Below are 20,031 nucleotides of genomic sequence, written 5' to 3' on the forward strand. Positions count from 1 at the left end.
GTCTCTATGACACAATATTAGGCAGTCACGCTGTTGCAAGCCCAAAGCCCTGCATGAGCCTTCTCGTCGCGAAATCCGGATTGCCCGAGGTGAAGATGGCGATGTCGTCACCATGTTCAGGCTCGGCACCGGTGCCGTTCGGCTTTAGCAGTGACAGCGCCCGCCTGGCGATCGCCTCGGCAGGGTCGAGCCAGTCTACCGGCCAGGGTGCAAGGCGCCGGAAGACATTGGCGAGAAAGGGATAGTGCGTGCAGGCAAGGACGACAATATCGGTCCGGTCGCCGCCATTTTCATAAAAACATGGCGCGATTTCTGCCCGAATGGCTTCGTCATCGATGTGGTCGCCGCGAATATGCGCTTCTGCCATGGCAGCCAGATTCTGGCTGCCGACGAGGCGCACATGGCACTTTGTCGCGAAGGACTGGATGAGATCTCGGGTATAGGCGCGCTTGACGGTGCCCGGCGTCGCCAGCACGCTGACGAAGCCCGAGGAGGTACGCTCGGCGGCCGGCTTGATCGCGGGGACTGTGCCGACGAACGGTACAGCCGGATAGGCCTTGCGGAGATCATCGAGCACCAGCGTCGAGGCGGTATTGCAAGCGATGACCGCAATCTCCGGATCGTGCTCGGCGATGAGACCTGCGAACATGTCGACGATACGGGAGCACAAGGCGCCCTCCTCCCATTCTCCATAGGGAAAACCGGCATCGTCGGCGATATAGACGAACCGCCGGTCCGGCATCAGCACCCTCGCCTCGCGCAAGACGGTGAGGCCGCCAATCCCGCTGTCGAAGACGATGATCGGCCGTTCCGCTGTTTCTTCACTCATCGCCCGGCTTATCCCCGTCTATATTCTTCGCTGGTGGTTTCTCGCGCTTGCGCCCTTCCGGCGCACCGGAGCCGCGCGGAGTCTTCGGACTGAAATAATCGAGCGACACGAGGACGCCGCGCAGGAGTTTCAGTTCGGAATCGGAAAAACCTGCTCGAGTGAGCACACCGCGCAGATTGTTGACCATGATTTCCTTGCGCGCCATCGGCCGGAAATAACCGCGCGTTTGCAAGGCATCTTCGAGATGGTTGAAAAAGCCCTGCAACTGTTCCTTTGGCGCTGGCTCGAGTTCCGGCCCGCGAAAAGCCGTGTCGGTATGCTTCTCCAGACCTGACTTCATCCACTCGTAGGACATGAGCAAAACCGCCTGTGCAATATTCAGCGATGAGAACGCCGGATTGACCGGAAAGGTCACGAGCTCATCCGCAAGGCTGACTTCGTCATTATTGAGGCCGAAGCGTTCGCGCCCGAAAAGAATGCCGGTCTTCTCACCATTGTTGAAACGCCGGCGCAGGACCTGGCCTGCTTCGACAGGGCCGCGAACCTGCTTGAAGGCATCACGCTCGCGCGCCGTGGTCGCATAGACGAAATGCAAATCCTTGATCGCCGAAGGCAGGTCGTCGAAGACCTGCGCCGCATCGATGATATGATCGGCGCGGCTCGCGGCGGAGCGCGCCTTGTCGTTTGGAAATTCCTCGCGCGGCTTGACCAGGCGCAGCTCGGCCAGACCGAAATTTGCCATGGCCCGCGCCACCATGCCGATGTTTTCCGGCAATTGCGGCTCCACCAGAATGATAGCCGGGCCTTCGGCGATCAAGGTGCGCTGTCTGTCTGTACCGGCCATTTTTCATCCTTGAACTTTGCGGTGTCGTCATAGCCCGCGTTTTTTTGATGGGCAATGGTGGATGTCACCGGTATCTCTCCCCTTGATCATGAGAAAGCGCATCCCTCACTTTGCGTTCTGCAATCGCGGTGCTATAGGGGCGCGAACCCTCACTTTAATCTCATGCTGACACTCCCAGACGCAGCAAAAAAGAGGCTGACACTTCATGGCAAAGATCAAGGTTGCAAATCCGGTCGTCGAGCTTGATGGCGACGAGATGACTCGCATCATCTGGCAATATATCAAGGAAAAGCTGATCCATCCTTACCTCGATATCGACCTGAAATATTATGACCTCGGGATCGAGCATCGCGATGCGACCAACGATCAGGTGACAATCGATGCAGCCAACGCGATCAAGCAGTATGGCGTCGGCGTCAAATGCGCCACGATCACGCCGGATGAGCAGCGTGTTGAGGAATTCGGCCTGAAGAAGATGTGGAAGTCGCCCAACGGCACAATCCGCAATATTCTCGGCGGCGTCATCTTCCGCGAACCGATCATTGCCAAGAACGTTCCCCGCCTGGTTCCAGGCTGGACGCAACCGATCATCGTCGGTCGTCATGCTTTCGGCGATCAGTACCGCGCCACCGATTTCAAATTCCCTGGCAAGGGCAAGCTGTCGATCAAGTTCGTCGGCGATGATGGCGAGACCATCGAGCACGAAGTCTATGATGCGCCGGGCGCCGGCGTTGCGATGGCCATGTACAATCTGGACGATTCGATCCGCGACTTTGCCCACGCCTCGTTCAACTATGCCTATAATCGCGGCGTTCCTTGCTATCTTTCGACCAAGAACACTATCCTCAAGGCCTATGACGGCCGCTTCAAGGATATCTTCCAGGAAGTGTTCGACGCCGAATTCAAGGACAAGTTCGCAGCCAAGAAGATCACCTACGAACATCGCCTGATCGATGACATGGTCGCGTCGGCGCTGAAGTGGTCCGGCGGCTATGTGTGGGCCTGCAAGAACTACGACGGCGACGTGCAATCCGACATCGTGGCGCAGGGCTTTGGCTCGCTCGGCCTGATGACCTCGGTGCTGATGACGCCGGATGGCCAGACCGTCGAAGCTGAAGCTGCGCACGGTACTGTGACCCGCCACTATCGCCAGCACCAGAAGGGCGAAGAGACGTCGACGAACTCCATCGCCTCCATCTTCGCCTGGACGCGCGGACTTGCGCACCGTGCCAAGCTCGACGGCAATGCGGAACTAGAGCGCTTCAGCCACACGCTGGAAAAGGTCTGCGTGGACACGGTCGAAGCCGGCTACATGACCAAGGATCTGGCCCTGCTTATCGGCCCGGATCAGCCCTGGCTGTCGACCACAGGCTTCCTCGACAAGATCAACGAAAACCTTTCAAAAGCCATGGCTGCCTGATCCGGCCCTTGTGCAACAGAAAACCCCGGTTCACTCGCACCGGGGTTTTTCATATTGCCAGATTGAAAACCCAAATATACGACAGCATTGTTGACATAATAGCGAATTTGCGGTCGAGTGCCTATGCACCATGGGAGGAATGAAATGAGCGACTGGGATGCCCGCTATTCGGGACGCACCGGCAAGATGCGCGCCTCGGAAGTTCGTGAGCTTTTGAAACTGCTTGACCAGCCGGACATCATCTCGTTCGCGGGCGGTATTCCCGACCCGGCGCTCTTTCCAAAAGATGCGATCAAGGACGCCTATGCTGCGGTCCTTAACGAGAATGCGGATGCCGCGCTGCAATATTCGGTCAGTGAAGGCTACAAGCCGCTGCGGCAATGGCTCGTGCAGTACATGGCCTCGCTCGGTGTAGCCTGCACGATCGACAACATCATCATCACCACCGGATCGCAGCAGGCGCTCGACTATCTCGGCAAGCTGTTCATTTCGCCCGGTGACACGATCCTCACCACGTGGCCGACCTATCTCGGCGCACTGCAGGCATTCAATGCCTATGAGCCGAACTATGATCGCTTGATCCCAGAGGGCGGCAACATGACACCCGACGCCTACCGGGCCAACGCGAGGGTGGCGGGAGGTCATGTAAAACTTGCCTATCTAACCAGTGATTTTTCTAACCCGACCGGCGAAACAATAGGCCGCAGCGATCGCATGAAGCTGATCGATCTAGCGCACGAACTTGATATTCCGCTGATCGAGGATGCCGCCTACCGCGCCCTGCGCTACGAAGGCGAGAACGCTCCATCACTGCTGGCGCTCGACATCGAGCGCGAAGGCAATATCGACGGCACGCGGGTGCTCTATTCGGGCAGTTTTTCCAAAACACTGACGCCCGGCTTGCGTGTTGGCTGGATCTGCGCCGCACACCCCGTCATCAGCAAGCTGGTGCTCATCAAACAGGCGGCTGACCTGCACAGCCCTACCATCAACCAGATGGTCATACACCACGTGGCGGAACGCCATTTCGATGCGCAGGTAGAGAAGGCCAGAAACCATTACCGGCAACGGCGCGATCACATGCTGAACGCCCTGGCACGGTATATGCCGGAGGGTGTGACTTGGACAAAGCCGGAGGGCGGCATGTTCGTCTGGATGACGTTGCCGGATCATATGGACGGTGCGGCGCTGCTGGCCCGTTCGATCGAGCAGATCCGCGTGGCTTTCGTGCCGGGTGCGGCTTTCCACGCCGACGGCACCGGCAGGAACACGATAAGGCTGAACTTCTCCCTGCCAGACGCCGAAGCGATCGATGCAGGCATGCAGCGGCTTGGCGGACTGATCGAAAGCGAAATGGAGCGGGTAAGAGCCCCACGGTAAATTTGGCATCGAGGCCTGCAACTGGGATTTTTCTGCGCTTCGATGCTCACGCACCAAACCTACGCTGCGGTTCGGTGTTCGAAAATCACCATTTCCGCCACCCACATGACGATTGTCGTTTGGTCTCCATGAAATGGCCCCGCAGCGCGGCAAGTATTTACCGGATCGCAAGTCCCACGTTCCTGCGGTATGATGGAGTGTCACAGCGCCATCGAACCGAGGGGACTGAAACGATGACCACGCAGCATTTCTTTTTCCGCTTGATCCCGCCGCGCCCGACCTTCGCCGACGATATGGACGATGACGAACAGGAATTGATGCGCCAGCATGTGACCTATGTCGGCGAATATTTCGAAGAAGGAACGGTGCTCGCCTATGGCCCGGTGCAGGATCCGGACGGCTGGTTCGGCATCGCGCTCCTCGAAGTGCTCAGCCATGACGAAGCAATACAATTTGCCGAGAACGACCCGACGGTGATGGCGGGGCTGAACCGCTATAGCATCGCGCCGATGCATATTGCTGCGGCGCGAGGGTTTCGCGCCGGCTAGAGCGGATTTTGTTTATTCAGAGCCATTCCGACGGAGGGAATTTGGTTCAAGGTCGAGGGTTTGGCAAGGCCGATGCTTATCCATCGGACGAAGCCGAAGCCGGCCCAATTCACCCGGACCCTTCGGGTTTCCGGCTGGCGGACACCCATTTTGTCTGGCGGACACCCACTTTGTCTGGCGGACACCCACTTGTCAGGCGGCTGCGGACGATGGTGAACGTCGGCCTCGCCACCTTTCGCGTGAATTGTCGCGCCATCCGCGAAACACAACTGGCTTCAAACAAACAGAACTTGCTCTAGGCATCATGAGGGTTGGTCGATATTCTCCGATGCACCGTCCGATTTGGTCGAAGTCAGGGGGCTGGTGCGGCGGGTGACGTCGGAGGTGGCTTCAGCCTGCCCTTCATATCGAGCACCGTCCGGAATGCTTGAGCCGGAACTTTACCTACAATCTTCCCGGCCTTGCCCACCAGCTCAAATTCAAAGCCCTTGGACGCTGCAGCGATAAAATCCGCTTCATCCATCGACATGATGCCTTGCTCGGCGCTCATCGGCATACACGGCTGGATCAAGCAAACCGATTTCGTTGTCATGCCTTTCACATAGTCAAATTGTTTTCCGTAGCTCCAGGCTTCCAAAAAATACATTTTTCGTGGACTCTGAAAACTCGTCTCGAGTCCGAAGCCCGAACGCGTGGAGTAGAGAGGCGTGACATGCAAAGCTTCTATCAAGGCATAGTAGGCGATAACATCTCCACCATAAACGATGTCAGCGCCCAAATGGACATCCTTGACGACGGCTGGAGTTTGACAGGCACTCAGGAGTAGTGCGGCGAACGCCAGGCCCAAAAATCGTTTCACAATCCCTCCGCGGTGCGCCGCGCTGAAACTAAAACTTCTTGTACGCGCAAACCAGGCTGCACTTAACCCGGTAGCAAACGCTCCGCCTCCGCGCGGGCACGGCGGCTCCTGCATGCCGAATTATGAATGCCGAATTCGTCTCGATTGAAGTATAAATTTATCAAATATGGCGAACTTCTCCACTACAATCATAGACTCGCACACGTTCTTCAAACATCGCAAGCACAAAAAATTAATCAATAAGTCTAAAATACCAATAAATGTCCAATAACAACTTGAGATAGTTTCCAGCCGCGCAGTTCACGCGGCTGGATTGAAAGCAAGCTAGCTAGCCAAAGCTTCACGCACGGCAGACACCGCTTCCTCGGCCCTTGAGCCATCCGGACCACCGGCCTGTGCCATGTCAGGACGGCCGCCGCCGCCTGCCCCGCCAAGCGCAGCCGATGCAATGCGAACGAGATCGACGGCACTGAACTTGCCGACGAGATCATTGGTAACGCCGACGACCGCGCTTGCTTTGCCATCGTCCGACACGCCAATGAAGGTGACGACGCCGGAGCCGACGGTCTTCTTTGCATCATCGGCAAGTGGCTTAAGGTCACGCGGATTGACGCCGCTGACCACCTTGCCGATGAAACCGATGCCGTTGACGGTTTCGGATTGCGCGCCGCCGGAAGCCGGGCCGGCCAAAGCCAACTGTTTGCGCGCTTCCGTCAATTCACGTTCGAGTTTACGGCGCTCATCCATCAGCGCCGAGACACGCGACAACGCATCGGCTGGCGTAGACTTGAGCACGCTGGCGATCGCCTTGACGCGTTCGTCCTGCTCTTCGAGATAGCGGCGGGCCGCCTCCCCCGTCAAAGCTTCGAGGCGGCGCACGCCCGCGGCAACTGCCCCTTCGGAGACAATGCGGATCAAACCGATATCACCGGTGGCGCGCACATGCGTTCCACCACACAGCTCGGTCGAATAGCTTTTGCCGGACTTGTCGCCGTGCAGCGCGGTACCCATGGAGACCACACGCACCTCATCGCCATATTTTTCACCGAAGAGCGCCATAGCACCCTCGGCAATGGCGTCATCCACGGCCATCAAGCGCGTAGTGACCGGCGCATTCTGCAGAACGATCTCGTTGGCGAGATCCTCGATGACGGCAAGCTCCTTGTCCGAAATCGGTTTCGGATGCGAAAAGTCGAAACGCAACCGATCCGGTGCGACGAGCGAACCCTTTTGCGCGACGTGGGTGCCAAGCGTTTCACGCAGCGCCTCGTGCAACAGATGCGTTGCCGAATGGTTGGAGCGGATGCGCGTACGGCGCGCATGGTCCACCGTGAGCTCAACCGGCACGTCCACCTTCACCGTACCCTTGGTCACGGTGCCAATATGAACGAAAACGCCGTCGTTCTTCTTCTGCGTGTCGGTGACGGCCACCAGGAAGCCATCGCCCGAGATGGTGCCTGTATCGCCTTGTTGGCCACCGGATTCGCCATAGAACGGCGTCTGGTTGACGACGACCGACACCGCGTCGCCCTCGCTGGCGCTGTCTACAACCGCGCCGTTCTGCACCAGCGCAGTGATGATGCCTTCCGCCTTCTCGGTCTCATAACCGAGAAACTCCGTCGGCCCGACCTTGTCGCGAACCGCGAACCATACGGTCTCCGTTGCCGCATCGCCCGACCCGGACCAATGGGCACGGGCCTCGGCCTTTTGCCGCTCCATGGCGGCGGAAAAGCCTTCCGTATCGACGGAAATGCCGCGCTGGCGCAGCGCATCCTGGGTCAAATCGAGCGGGAAGCCGAAAGTATCATAGAGCTTGAATGCCGTTTCGCCGTCGAGGCTGTCGCCATCGCTTAAGGTTTCCGTTGCTTCCCCAAGCAGGCCAAGGCCGCGTTCGAGCGTCTTGCGGAAGCGGGTTTCCTCGAGCTTCAGCGTCTCGGAGATCAATGATTCTGCGCGGATGAGCTCGGGATAGGCCTGACCCATCTCGCGAACCAGCGCCGGAAGCAGGCGATACATCAACGGCTCCCTGGCGCCAAGCAACTGCGCGTGACGCATGGCGCGGCGCATGATACGGCGCAGCACATAACCGCGGCCTTCATTGGACGGCAACACGCCATCGGCAATGAGAAAACTCGATGACCGCAGATGATCGGCGATGACGCGGTGGCTGGCGCGGAACGGACCCTCCGCCTTGACGCCGGTTGCTTCTTCCGAAGCGTGGATCAGTGTCTGGAACAGATCGATATCGTAATTGTCGTGCTTGCCCTGCAGAACCGCGGCAAGGCGCTCCAGTCCCATGCCGGTATCGATCGAGGGGCGCGGCAGATCGATGCGTTGCTCCTTCGTCACCTGCTCGAACTGCATGAAGACGAGATTCCAGATCTCGATGAAGCGATCACCATCCTCATCCGGGCTGCCGGGCGGACCGCCCCAGATGTCTGCGCCGTGATCATAGAAGATTTCCGAGCACGGCCCGCAAGGGCCGGTATCGCCCATCGCCCAGAAATTATCGCTGGTAGCGATGCGGATGATGCGCTCTTCGGGAAGGCCGGCGATCTTCTTCCAAAGATCGAAAGCCACGTCGTCCGTGTGGTAGACGGTGACGGTGAGCTTGTCAGCGGGAAGCCCAAACTCCCTCGTGATCAAGTTCCAGGCGAGCGAGATCGCCTCTTCCTTGAAATAGTCGCCAAAGGAGAAATTGCCGAGCATTTCGAAAAAGGTGTGATGGCGGGCGGTATAGCCGACATTGTCGAGATCATTGTGCTTGCCGCCGGCGCGGACGCACTTCTGCGAGGTGGTGGCGCGGCTGTACGGACGCTGTTCAACGCCGGTGAAAACGTTCTTGAACTGGACCATGCCCGCATTTGTGAACATCAGTGTCGGGTCATTGCGCGGAACAAGCGGGCTCGACGCCACGATCTCATGGCCATTCTTCTTGAAATAGTTCAGAAATGTCGACCGGATCTCGTTGACGCCACTCATCTTATTGCCTTCTGACCTGCTATTGTCCGAAACGGAATTGGCCCCTTTCAACATGTAATGGGGCAGAACGCACCGCTTGTAGCGATAGGGCCGCGACCTGTCCAGAAAATCCGGGCGGAATGGATATTCGCCAACAACGCCACGCGCGCTCATCTGAGCTTGAGAGAGGCAAGCAGTTTGGCACCGGCCCGGGTGCAATCTAATATGGGCTGGCATCGCAAAAAAACAAACCCGCAGCCAGAGCCTGGATGCGGGTTGTCATCACAGATAGATGAAGCCTCTAGTTCCAATCGCCGATCAGCCCTCGGCGGCGTCCGGGCTCTCGTCATCGTCGACATCGTCCGGACCCTTGTCGAGCATCTGCTCGGCGATGAGCCCGGCATTCTGGCGCAGCACCAATTCGATCTCGTTGGCAATTTCCGGATTTTCCTTGAGGAACAGTTTCGCATTGTCGCGGCCCTGACCGAGACGCTGCGAATTGTAGGAGAACCAGGAACCGGATTTCTCCACGATGCCAGCCTTGACGCCTAGATCGACCAGCTCGCCCGTCTTGGAAACGCCTTCGCCATACATGATGTCGAATTCAACCTGCTTGAAGGGCGGAGCAAGCTTGTTCTTGACCACCTTGACGCGGGTCTGGTTGCCGACGACCTCATCGCGTTCCTTCAGCGAACCGATGCGGCGGATATCAAGACGAACGGACGCATAGAATTTCAGCGCATTGCCGCCTGTCGTCGTCTCGGGCGAGCCGAACATGACGCCGATCTTCATGCGAATCTGGTTGATGAAGATAACCATGCAGTTGGAGCGGGAAATGGAAGCCGTGAGCTTGCGCAGCGCCTGGCTCATCAGGCGCGCCTGCAGACCCGGCAGACTGTCACCCATCTCGCCTTCAATTTCAGCGCGGGGTGTCAGTGCGGCGACCGAATCGACAACCAGAACATCGATCGCGCCGGAGCGCACCAACGTATCGGTGATTTCCAGCGCCTGTTCGCCGGTATCCGGTTGCGAGATCAGGAGATTTTCCAGATCGACGCCAAGCTTGCGGGCATAGACAGGATCAAGCGCGTGCTCGGCATCGACAAAGGCGCAAATGCCGCCCTTCTTCTGGGCCTCGGCAATCGTATGCAGGGCAAGGGTCGTCTTGCCGGAGCTTTCCGGCCCATAGATTTCGACGATGCGGCCTTTCGGCAATCCGCCGACGCCAAGGGCAATATCCAGCGACAGCGAGCCGGTCGAAACCGTTTCGATTTCAACCACCTGCTCATTGCGTCCAAGCCGCATGATCGAGCCCTTACCAAAGGCCCTCTCGATCTGGGACAATGCCGCATCCAGCGCTTTCGTTTTATCCACCGAATTACCCTCAACCAACCGCAATGAATTTTGAGCCATGTTACACTACCCCTGTGTTGTGCATGAAGTCCGGAATGTTCCAGTATCTGAATTTATTTGTATCTGTTTTGTTCTTATTTGGCAACAGGCGTAAGTTATTGTAAACCAACAATAATCAAAAAATGTTCGCAAAATGTTCTCGTCGAGACGTGACGTTCTGTCCACATCACTCGACCGGGCTTCGTCGCGCCTTTGACTGAACCCAAGGCTTGCCCTTTCGAATCGCTGTTATGATTGCACCGCGGCCTCCGGCGTTCTAGAGAGGAGCGCGGGCGTCGGTACCCACAACTTCAAGTTTTATCTGGATACGCAATCAACCATGATTCAAGTCACCAAGCCGTTGCTCTTCGCTGTCGGCGGCGCTCATCTCGACCGGCGCGGCCAGAGCCTCGTGCCTTTCGTGCCTGGCGCATCCAACCCTGGAATCATGCGCGAGGAGCCGGGCGGCGGCGTTTTCAATGCGCTGCGGCTCGCGGTTCAGCGCGGGATCGCCGCCGAAATTCTCTCGGTACGCGGCGGTGACCGGATCGGGGAAATGGTCGCCGCAGCCATCGAATCGGCGGGCATTCAGGACGGCTCGGTCGTCTTCATGGACCGGGCGACACCAAGCTATACGGCCATCCTCGACGAACAAGGCGATGTCGTCGCCGGCATCGCGGACATGGGACTTTATGAGCTGGCCCTGCCGCGGCAATTGCGCCGGCGCAAGGTCCGCGACTCGATCGCCATGGCCGATGCGGTTTTCTGCGATGCCAACCTCCCCTCGGATCCGCTGCAGCGGCTGGCAAGTCTCATAGGCGAGCGGCCACTGTTTGCGCTGGCGATTTCGCCGGCAAAAGTGTCTCGTCTGGCGCCGATCTTCAGCAACCTCACCTGCCTGTTCATGAACCGCCGCGAAGCGTTGGCACTGACCGGGCTCTCTTCCGACGCCGCTCCCGGTGACATATATAAAGCGTTGCACTCCGAGGGTCTTAAGGGCGCTGTCATCAGCAATGGTGGCGAGGCCGCCCTCGCCTTTTGCGGCACCGATGTGTTCGCTATCCACCCGCCCGCCGTCGATGATATCGCCGATGTCACCGGCGCCGGCGATGCGCTGGCCGGCGGCATGATCGCCGCGCTGATGCGGGGGCTCGCTTTTGACGAAGCCTTTCGCGAAGGACTGGCAGCATCGATGCTGACGCTGAAAGTCCACACCGCCAGCGCCAGGTTCACACGGCAGGAATTCGACACGGCACTTGCACAGATACCGGCCGCAGTTGCTCTCGCATGAAGGTTTGTTGAGCTTCACGCCATGGTAGCCTGCAAACAGCGCTCCGACTGCGATGCTTTCGTACAAAAAAAGGAAATGACAATGACCGAAGTTTTGAACCCATTCATGGATATTGCGCCCGCGGTTCAAGACGCGCTTGCGGCCGGCAAACCCCTCGTTGCCCTCGAAAGCACCATCATCACCCACGGGATGCCCTACCCGGACAATAGCCGCATGGCAGCCGACGTCGAAGCTATCATCAGTGCGGAAGGTGCGGTTCCCGCCACCATCGCCATCGTCGATGGGCGTTTGAAGATCGGTCTGTCACCTGAAGAGCGCGAGGCGTTGGCGCAGGTCAAGGGCGCGATGAAACTCTCCCGCGCGGATCTAGCGTTTGCGTTGTCCGAAGGGCGCACCGGAGGAACAACGGTTGCCGCGACGATGCTCGCCGCCCACCTCGCCGGCATCAAGGTTTTCGCAACCGGCGGTATCGGCGGCGTGCACAAAGGCGCCGAGCAGAGTTTCGATATCTCCGCTGATCTGGAGGAACTCGGCCGGACGCCGGTCATCGTCGTTTCGGCCGGCGCCAAGGCGATTCTCGATATCGAAAAAACGCTGGAAGTGCTTGAAACCAAAGGCGTACCGGTCGTGGTCTATGGCGCGGACGAGCTTCCTGCCTTCTGGTCGCGGCAATCGCATCTCAAGGCGCCCCTGCGGCTGGATACGGCCGAGGCCATTGCAAAATTTCAAGCCGCGCGGGATGCCATCGGCGTTGTCGGCGGCATGCTGATTACCAATCCCATCCCTGAGGCAAGTGAGATTCCCGCGGAAATCATGAGCGGGTACATTAGAGAAGCGATTGCCCGCGCCGCAAAAAAAGGCGTTACCGGCAAAGCAGTAACGCCCTTTCTTCTCTCGGAACTTCTCGACATCACCAAGGGTGAGAGCCTGAAAGCGAACATTGCTCTCGTCGAGAACAACGCACGGCTTGCCGCAAGGATTGCGGTGGCGCTGGCGGCTACTCGGTAAGCGGCGAAATCTGGATCTCGACGCGACGGTTCTGCGCCCGACCGGCTTCCGTGGCGTTGGTCGCAACGGGCTGCGACGGGCCATAGCCTTGAACGTCGAAGCGACGGTTGTCGATGCCCTGCTGGGTCAAATAATTGGCAACGGACAGCGCCCGGCGTTCCGACAGCAGCTGATTATGCTGCAAGCTGCCGGTGGAATCCGTGTGACCGGCGACATCGACGATGGTGCGGTCGAACTTGCGCAGCACGATGGCGACAGAACCCAGGGTGGAGAAGAATTCCGGCTTCACCTGATCCTGATCCGTGTTGAAGGTGATGTTGGACGGCATGTTGAGGATGATCCTGTCGCCATTGCGCGTCACCGAGACGCCGGTGCCCTGCAACTGCGCGCGCAGTTCCGATTCCTGACGATCCATGTAATTGCCGATCGCGCCGCCGCTGAGCGCGCCGATACCCGCGCCGATCAAGGCCGCATTGCGCCCGGACTTGCCACCGCCGCCAATCGCCAGACCGGTCAACGCGCCGACAGCTGTGCCGATCATGGCACCCCCGGCCGTGTTCGACATTTTCTGCTGGCCCGTATAGGGGTCGGTCGTGGTGCAGCCCGCAAGAAAGGTCGCGGCAAGGCAGCCGATGGCAAATCTCTTCATCATGGAATCAGGTCCCCGGTTGGATGTGGCAGGGAATATACGAGTGATTCGGGCAAAAGAAGGGTAAAGATGGCGGGTGAGTGGAGGCCCGATCTGAAATTCCTACGGCCCCTTCGGGAACCGGCAATTCAGCCGCTGGATTGATTTGCCTCGTACACCGGCAAGAGGCGAAATTTGTTCTGCGATTGCCCCGCAAGGAGGACATTTATTCGTTGCCTAATTTGTAGGCTAACTGCTAGTGATTTAGGCAAACACCCAAGCGTCACGCCAGCTACCGGGTCAATCCCAACAGACGGATAGTTCACATGCCTTGGAGCACCCTCAAGCGCTTCATTCCTGCGGTTGCGCCGATCAGCAAGTATGAGCGCTTCAGAGCGTGCCTTGGTGCGCTTGTCGGCATCATGGTGACGGGCACTGTCAGTAAGCTTGCGCTGGGTCCAGAGGTTAACCTTCCCCTGCTGATTGCTCCCATGGGCGCATCGGCAGTGTTGCTCTTTGCCGCACCAACAAGTCCGCTGGCGCAGCCATGGTCGATACTCGGCGGCAACATGCTGTCCGCATTTGTCGGCGTCTCATTCGCCCTTCTGGTGCCCGATCCGATCATAGCGTCGGCATTGGCCGTTTCGGTCGCCATTGGACTGATGCTGGCACTGGGTTGTCTGCATCCCCCCAGCGGGGCAGTTGCATTGACGGCGGTATTGGGCGGTCCCGTATTGCAGGCTGAAGGATATGGCTTCGTCTTCTGGCCGGTCGGTCTCAATTCCCTGTTGCTGCTGGCGTCAGCGCTGGTGTTCAACAATCTGGCGGGGCGGCGATATCCCCACCTTGCGCCTGGACCTCAAGTCAACATCCACCATACGGCTGACCTGCCGCCCACGGCTCGCCTGGGATTTGTCCCAAGCGATCTGCAGGACGTGCTGGCCCAATATGACGAGATCGTCAACGTCAGCCCGGACGAGCTCGATGCGTTGTTGCATCGTGCGCAGATACGAGCCTATGAAAGGCGATCCGGCGAGATCACCTGTGGCCAGATCATGTCGAAGGATGTCGCAACCGTGCGCCCCGAGACCGCTTTGCGTGACGCGTGGAAGCTCCTCGTCAATCACCGCGTCAAGGCGCTTCCGGTCACCTCACCGGATGGCGAACTGGTCGGCATCATCACCCAGACAGACTTCATGCGGGCATCGCTTTTGGCCGACGATGGCCTCCTCCATCTTGGCTGGCGCGTTCGCGTCGGCAACCGGTTCCGGTTGGCGCGCCAATCCAAGCACACGGTGGCCGACATTATGACACGGCGGGTCCAATCTACCTTGCCGGAAACCATGATTGCCAAGCTTGTGCCGCCGATGGCCGATATGGGCCTGCATCACATGCCCGTGGTCGATGCAAACAACCGTGTGGTTGGTGTCGTCACCCAATCGGACCTGATCGCAGCACTGTTTCAGGAAAGGCAGACCGGGTCCGCAGAAATCGCGGCCGCGAAGCCGGAGAGTGACGATCGAGCCGCTTAGCTCGATCGCCTCTGGCTCGGATTGTCGCAGCCGCTCAGGTTGGCAGGGGTTCGCCCGATTGTTCCTTGACCATGTACTCCGCATACCAGTCAGGCCAGCCCTCATCATATTCACCACCTGACCGTTTCTCGTGCTCACCATGGGCGGCACCTGCACGGCGTAGGGCGGCCGCGAGCTCTTTCGACGAGGTGAAGATTGTGTCGGTCGCGTCGACACGTCCTGGCAATCGCGCTGTAACCTCCTGGAACAGCCAGCCATTCCCATCGGGATCGCTGAATGATGCGAATGAGCGATAGGTGCCACGTTCGGGGTGCAGACCGGCAGTCCGGACTCGTCCAAACAAATAGGGCTCGTCCGGACCCGTATAAACGTCACCGGCAGGGTGAAATGCGTCGCTGACCTTCACGCCACGTCCGATCAGCTCCTTCCGGGCAGCCTCGATGTCGGAAACGATCAGGTATAGCCCTTGAGCGGAGCCAGGCGCCGCGGCGGTGACATTCTTGCCGAAGATGATGGAGCAGCCGGAACCCGGCGGCGTAAATTGCATCACGCGAAAATCGGTGCCGGCGAAATCGGCATCCAGCCTCCAGCCGAGGTTGGCGTAGAACGCCTTCGAGCGATCCGGGTCCGAAACGGGGATGACGACGATTTCCAGCTTCATATCGGCCGTTCGCGCTTGATTTGTCTCAGTCATGGCATGGTCCTCCTCGATGCCTGTTGAAGGGATAGTGCGCAAGTCGCGCGGTGTTTTTATAAATCTACTGGCGTAGTGGCTTGAAAGCCGCCCTAAGGTCGGCCGTGATGTATTCCGGCTGTTCCCACGCCGCGAAGTGACCGCCTTTGTCATGCTTGGCGTAGAAGATGAGCTTCGGATAAGCCTTTTCGGCCCAGCTTCGCGGAGCTTGGTAAAGCTCGTCGGGAAAAGCGCTTACGGCCACTGGTATGGTGAGGTGCTTCGGGGCGAAAAAAGGCAGCTTGCTTTCCCAATAAAGGCGGGCCGAAGAGACTGCTGTGTTCGTCAACCAGTAGAGCGTGATGTTGTCGACGATGTCATCTCGTGTCAGGCCCTCGGGTACGCCGTCAAAGACGCGTGCGATGAGTGCATAACTGGCGGCGTCGTGGTCCAGCATCCAGGCGGCGAGACCGACGGGCGAGTCCTCGATTGCGTATAGCGTCTGCGGCCGGTTACCCATCTCCTGGGCGTAAGCCAGGCCGTGTTTATAAAAAAAGTCGAGCTGCTCGTAGGCATGTTTCTCGTCGGCAGAAAGGCCCGGCGGCGGTGGGCTTCCGGAGCTCAGCGCCTGTGCAATATCGTCGGGCACTGTGGCGGGCATGTTGGTGTGGATGCCGAGTAGCCCCGGAGGCGTCTGCACGGCCATCTGTTCCGTGACGGCATTTCCCCAGTCGCCGCCCTGGGCAACATAGCGCTCGTAACCGAGCCGCTTCATCAGCACGATCCAGGCGCTTGCGATACGGACAGGATCCCAGCCGGTAACCGTGGGCACTCCTGAAAAGCCGTAGCCCGGCAGCGACGGGATCACGACGTCGAACGCGTCTTCGGCCTCGCCGCCGTTTGCCGTTGGGTCGGTGAGCGGCGCGATGACCTTCAACTGCTCGATAATCGAGCCCGGCCAACCATGCGTGATAATAACCGGGAGCGCGTTCGGATTCTTCGAACGAACGTGGATGAAATGAATGTCCACGCCGTCGATGTTTGTGATGAATTGCGGCAAGGCATTGAGCTTTGCCTCCATCTTGCGCCAGTCATAGTCGGTCGCCCAATATTTTGCGAGTTTCTGCAGCGTAGCGCACTGCACGCCCTGGGACGCATCCGCGACAATTTCCTTGCTCGGCCATTTCGTTGCCGCAACGCGGCTGCGCAGATCGGCAAGTTGCTGGTCCGAAAAGTGTATGCTGAACGGGCGGATTTCTTCAGGTGCGGCCGCCCGCGCCGGGGAAGCTGAAATAAGGCCCGCGGCACCTGTGCCGATAGCTGACATGGCGAGTAATGAGCCGCCCGTCAGCAAGATGTCCCGCCTGCTCGGATCTGGATTTTCTGCCATTGTAGTCCTCCATTGGTCAGGCCAAAACAGAGGCATGCTCCTGCGGGAACGTTGCGCCCTTAGGATTTCGTGTGCTCTGTGGATGTGGCCCTGCAAAATGCACGCCGTGATGCTGAACTAAGACTGAGCGGCGTGAATGGGCTATGGTCGGTCCGGATATGCTCAGGGGCAAGTACGTAACGGTAACATCCGGGCGCTTGCATCGATGACGGCCGGCTGCCGGCCGTCATGGTGTGACATAGCCGAGCCGATCAGCTGGACTGAGGAATGCGCGCTATTGCCTTGATTTCAAAATCGAAGCCGGCCAGCCAGTTCACGCCCACCGCCGTCCAGTTCGGGTAAGGTTGCTCACCTATGGCCTTCAGGCGAACTCTATTGACTGCCTCAAACTGCCTGGCAGGGTCCGTGTGGAAAGTGGTCACGTCCACCACGTCGTCGAACGTGCAACCTGCAGCCTTCAGCACGGCGGCGAGATTGTCGAAGGCAAGCTGCACCTGTTTTTCGAAGGCCGGTTCTGGCGACCCGTCCTCGCGGCTGCCAACCTGCCCCGATACAAACAGAAGCTCGCCCGAGCGAATCGCCGCCGAATATCGATTGATCTCATAGAGTGCCTGCCGACCGGCAGGGAAAATGGCATCGCGTTTTGTCATTGGTTGTTCCTGTTGGACTTAAGGCGTGGAAAGATGAGCCGGTTAGCGCCGGGTTCCAAAGCCTTATGCTTTACTGCGGAATTAGGTAGCAAAGACCACCAATTGCCTGTGAACCATCTGATATAACTACGAAAAATCAGTTTGGTAATAGATGCGGGAACTGCGTATGCAGCCGACGTGATGAAGTCGGACACCATCCAGGGCCTATCGGCTTGACCATCAACTGCTCCATCCAGCCGGGCATTTAGATATTTACTTTGTAAACATTGCCTACTACATGTATATCTTGGATAACGTGGTGACTTCGAGATGAGCGATTGGTATAAACTAGCGCTAATGGTGTTTTCAATAATTGCATTTTTCTTGATAATAAAAGCATACTACATATATATTTCTAGATCGTGGATACATTTAAAGGGAGAGATAGTTCGTGTATATCCAGCTGTCGGCGGAGACGCAGATATATGGTCGTTGACAGTAAAGTATGAGTACCTCGAAACGATCTATTTTGAGGATCCTCTAGATACTGGAAGTCTCGACGTTCGCAAAAACTCCGTAGTAGGGAAAATTATACCTTTGCTCGTGGATCCCAAGGACCCATCGAAGTGCGTTGTTAAAAACGAGGCCCTTGGCCCATTTAACGCAATCGCTTCTCTCATTGCACAATGCCTAATCTCCGTTAAGGCCAAACTATCAATGTAGTTTGCCACATCTGCGATACGTGCGTTTCGCCCGAGATTACTTGCCATGCTGCCGTGTCGCCGATGTACCAAAGACCCTAGAAAACGAAACACAACCTCGCGCCGCCCAATTAACCTATTCCAATTTTCTCGATCGACTCTTCATCTGAGATCTGGCATAGAGCCCCGCATGTTCAGGATGGCTCAAATACAGCGTTGATTATTGTGGTGACCTCAGTGTCGCCGACAGCTGCTGTACGTCTATTAAGAGAGCCAAAGGAGCCCGAACATGCGCAATCATATCCATATCTGGTTTGCCCACTCACCGCTTTTGAGCGGTCTTTCACACGTCTGTCCCTCGTCCCGAGGCTGGGAAATATGCGGCTATTTTGCCGTCCAAGCCTGGGAGGGACTGAGCCGTGGCTTCGTCCGAAGATCAACCAAAAGGGCAACATTTCCTGCTCACACCGGGGTGCCGAACGCTTACGTTCATGGATCTTGCGAAGATTCGCGAGGCGACAGCCTGTAAGTGGTTTATGCGCATGCGCTGGCCAGAAACCGACGGTGAGCCGTATTGCCCTGGTTGCGGCACGCTGCGTTGCTATGCCATGACCCGCGGGCGTTACAAGTGCTCGGCAAAGGAGTGCAACTCCGTGTTCACCGTCACGTCGGGCACTGTGTTCGCGTTCCGCAAGCTCAGCTTCAAGAAGATGGTTATTGCAATCTGGCTGTCCGTGAACTCGGTCAAGGGAAAGGCTGCGCTGCAGCTCTCCCGCGAGATCGGCGTACAGTACAAGACGGCTTGGGTTATGCTCATGAAGCTGCGCGAGGCGATCGCTTCCCGACGGGATAAGATGATGCTCGAAGGCGAGATCGAGATTGATGGCAAGTACGCTGGCGGCCACATTCGTCCGAAGAACAAGGCCGAGGATCGCATTGACCGCCGCAAGGCGAAGTATCAGAACCATAAGCGGCTGTGCGCGCTAGCCCTTCGGCAGCGAGGTCTTGGACGGCCGGGTCAGACTTTCACTCGCATTATCTATGACGAAGACAGCGATGCCGCTTGGGCAGCCGCCAGGGATCACGTCTTGCGGAACGCCAAGATGTTCGCCGACGAGCATAAGAGCTATGACAACTTGATTGGCTTGAATAACCTGGAGCGTGTCAATCACTCCAAGGCCTATCAGACCAAGGACGGCACCAATACCAACCAGGTAGAAAGCTTCTTCTCGCGGGTACAGCGCGCCTATATCGGCATCCATCACCGTTTTTCACTGAAGTATTTCGACTGGTACATTGCGGAGTTGGCCTGGCGTGAAGACGTGAGGCAAAACTCGAATGAGAACCAGTTCTTCGAGGTCCTCGGCCGTGCGCTGACGCGGCCGACATCGCGGTACCTGTGCGGATACTGGCAAGGAAGAAAGCCGCCTGACCTCATCTGGGAGGGAGATCCGGCCTAAGCTGCGATTTCCCAGAGGTTCCTCGTACCGTCGAACTTCCCCGCGTGCCTGACCCGACTTTTCTTCATCAGCTGATCGAGTGTGGCGGACAGGCGGGTTGCGACCCGGCCAGTCCTCGGGTCACCTTTGTCGATCCCAAGCCTTTGAAGCAGCCTGACGGCGCAATCGGCAGTCGTCAGCGGCCTGGAAGCTTCCCGCAATATCTCAAGCACAGCGCTGGTTGGCTCGATGCTTCCCAACAGCGTGTCGATCTCGATGATATCAGGCGACTTCTGGCGCTTGTTGCGGATTTTGGTTCCCGTCACAGAACCTGCGGGCGCATAGCTTGGTTCATAGATCGCGATGACCTGATCCAGTGCGATCATCTGGGCTTCTAGATTTGCTTGAGCCTCTCGGATTTCGACCAGCCTGTCGAGAATCTCGCCCCTTTTCCGTTTCAACTCTACCGTTACATCCATTCAGCGCTCCTGATCATATTCTAGATCA

Annotated in this window: 18 protein-coding genes; 8 read left to right on the forward strand and 10 right to left on the reverse strand. The window is 58.0% G+C overall.

Annotated elements, in window-relative coordinates; all coding sequences use genetic code 11:
• Positions 1-25 precede the first annotated feature (25 nt).
• Both murI and J2X72_RS07300 read right to left on the reverse strand, forming a co-directional pair.
• The gene (gene murI, locus J2X72_RS07295; RefSeq protein WP_310070186.1) at positions 26-829 is read right to left on the reverse strand and encodes a glutamate racemase; all 804 of its coding nucleotides are present in this window, start codon (positions 827-829) and stop codon (positions 26-28) included.
• Entirely contained in the window at positions 822-1,673 is an 852-nt protein-coding gene (locus J2X72_RS07300) for an RNA methyltransferase (RefSeq protein ID WP_310070190.1), read from the reverse strand. Before J2X72_RS07300 ends, murI begins: the two co-directional genes overlap by 8 nt.
• 205 nt (positions 1,674-1,878) lie before the next feature.
• Between J2X72_RS07300 and J2X72_RS07305 the strand changes: the two genes are divergently transcribed.
• The 3 genes from J2X72_RS07305 (at position 1,879) to J2X72_RS07315 (ending at position 5,021) form a co-directional block, all read left to right on the forward strand.
• Positions 1,879-3,093, forward strand: coding sequence for an NADP-dependent isocitrate dehydrogenase (locus tag J2X72_RS07305; protein WP_114428855.1), 1,215 nt, complete (start codon positions 1,879-1,881; stop codon positions 3,091-3,093).
• 144 nt (positions 3,094-3,237) lie between these two features.
• Positions 3,238-4,473, forward strand: a complete 1,236-nt coding sequence (locus tag J2X72_RS07310; protein ID WP_310070194.1) for a PLP-dependent aminotransferase family protein — start codon at positions 3,238-3,240, stop codon at positions 4,471-4,473.
• A 233-nt stretch (positions 4,474-4,706) separates the two neighbouring features.
• Positions 4,707-5,021: a YciI family protein gene (locus J2X72_RS07315; protein ID WP_210001180.1), complete on the forward strand. Its 315-nt coding sequence runs from the start codon at positions 4,707-4,709 to the stop codon at positions 5,019-5,021.
• A 352-nt stretch (positions 5,022-5,373) separates the two neighbouring features.
• On the opposite strand, the gene J2X72_RS07320 is transcribed toward J2X72_RS07315, so the two are convergent.
• The 3 genes from J2X72_RS07320 to recA form a co-directional block, all read right to left on the reverse strand.
• Positions 5,374-5,880, reverse strand: coding sequence for a hypothetical protein (locus tag J2X72_RS07320; RefSeq protein ID WP_310070197.1), 507 nt, complete (start codon positions 5,878-5,880; stop codon positions 5,374-5,376).
• Positions 5,881-6,204: 324 nt separating this feature from the next.
• Positions 6,205-8,862: an alanine--tRNA ligase gene (gene alaS / locus J2X72_RS07325; RefSeq protein ID WP_310070200.1), complete on the reverse strand. Its 2,658-nt coding sequence runs from the start codon at positions 8,860-8,862 to the stop codon at positions 6,205-6,207.
• Positions 8,863-9,159: 297 nt separating this feature from the next.
• Positions 9,160-10,254 (reverse strand): recombinase RecA, encoded by a 1,095-nt coding sequence (gene recA / locus J2X72_RS07330; protein ID WP_210001175.1) that lies wholly within the window; start codon positions 10,252-10,254, stop codon positions 9,160-9,162.
• Positions 10,255-10,573: 319 nt separating this feature from the next.
• Between recA and J2X72_RS07335 the strand changes: the two genes are divergently transcribed.
• Together J2X72_RS07335 and J2X72_RS07340 are read left to right on the forward strand one after the other, a co-directional pair.
• Positions 10,574-11,524, forward strand: a complete 951-nt coding sequence (locus J2X72_RS07335) for a carbohydrate kinase family protein (RefSeq protein ID WP_310070202.1) — start codon at positions 10,574-10,576, stop codon at positions 11,522-11,524.
• A gap of 81 nt (positions 11,525-11,605) precedes the next feature.
• Positions 11,606-12,532, forward strand: coding sequence for a pseudouridine-5'-phosphate glycosidase (locus J2X72_RS07340; protein ID WP_310070205.1), 927 nt, complete (start codon positions 11,606-11,608; stop codon positions 12,530-12,532).
• Here the strand turns inward: J2X72_RS07340 and J2X72_RS07345 are convergent.
• Positions 12,522-13,184, reverse strand: a complete 663-nt coding sequence (locus J2X72_RS07345) for an OmpA family protein (RefSeq protein WP_210001161.1) — start codon at positions 13,182-13,184, stop codon at positions 12,522-12,524. The two genes, J2X72_RS07340 and J2X72_RS07345, sit on opposite strands and share 11 nt — an antisense overlap.
• Positions 13,185-13,486: 302 nt before the next feature.
• On the opposite strand from J2X72_RS07345, the gene J2X72_RS07350 reads away from it, so the two are divergent.
• A complete protein-coding gene (locus tag J2X72_RS07350) occupies positions 13,487-14,692 on the forward strand; it encodes an HPP family protein (RefSeq protein WP_310070209.1) in 1,206 nt (401 codons plus the stop codon).
• Positions 14,693-14,726: 34 nt separating this feature from the next.
• Here the strand turns inward: J2X72_RS07350 and J2X72_RS07355 are convergent, their stop codons facing one another.
• From J2X72_RS07355 to J2X72_RS07365, 3 genes are all read right to left on the reverse strand, one after another.
• On the reverse strand, positions 14,727-15,386 hold the full coding sequence (locus J2X72_RS07355) for a VOC family protein (protein ID WP_310070212.1): 660 nt from the start codon (positions 15,384-15,386) through the stop codon (positions 14,727-14,729).
• A gap of 64 nt (positions 15,387-15,450) precedes the next feature.
• Positions 15,451-16,692: an epoxide hydrolase family protein gene (locus tag J2X72_RS07360; protein ID WP_405044672.1), complete on the reverse strand. Its 1,242-nt coding sequence runs from the start codon at positions 16,690-16,692 to the stop codon at positions 15,451-15,453.
• A 314-nt stretch (positions 16,693-17,006) separates the two neighbouring features.
• Positions 17,007-17,405: a RidA family protein gene (locus tag J2X72_RS07365; protein WP_310070217.1), complete on the reverse strand. Its 399-nt coding sequence runs from the start codon at positions 17,403-17,405 to the stop codon at positions 17,007-17,009.
• Between the two features lie 336 nt (positions 17,406-17,741).
• On the opposite strand from J2X72_RS07365, the gene J2X72_RS25060 reads away from it, so the two are divergent.
• Together J2X72_RS25060 and J2X72_RS07370 are read left to right on the forward strand one after the other, a co-directional pair.
• Complete coding sequence (locus J2X72_RS25060) at positions 17,742-18,107, forward strand: DUF3592 domain-containing protein (RefSeq protein ID WP_405044673.1); 366 nt, start codon at positions 17,742-17,744, stop codon at positions 18,105-18,107.
• A gap of 520 nt (positions 18,108-18,627) precedes the next feature.
• Positions 18,628-19,545: an IS1595 family transposase gene (locus J2X72_RS07370; protein ID WP_405044662.1), complete on the forward strand. Its 918-nt coding sequence runs from the start codon at positions 18,628-18,630 to the stop codon at positions 19,543-19,545.
• Here J2X72_RS07370 and J2X72_RS07375 read toward each other — a convergent pair.
• Entirely contained in the window at positions 19,542-20,003 is a 462-nt protein-coding gene (locus tag J2X72_RS07375) for a hypothetical protein (RefSeq protein WP_310070219.1), read from the reverse strand. The two genes, J2X72_RS07370 and J2X72_RS07375, sit on opposite strands and share 4 nt — an antisense overlap.
• Positions 20,004-20,031 lie beyond the last annotated feature (28 nt).

Origin of the sequence: Phyllobacterium sp. 1468, assembly GCF_031455525.1 — a bacterium.
Classification (GTDB): Bacteria; Pseudomonadota; Alphaproteobacteria; order Rhizobiales; family Rhizobiaceae; genus Phyllobacterium.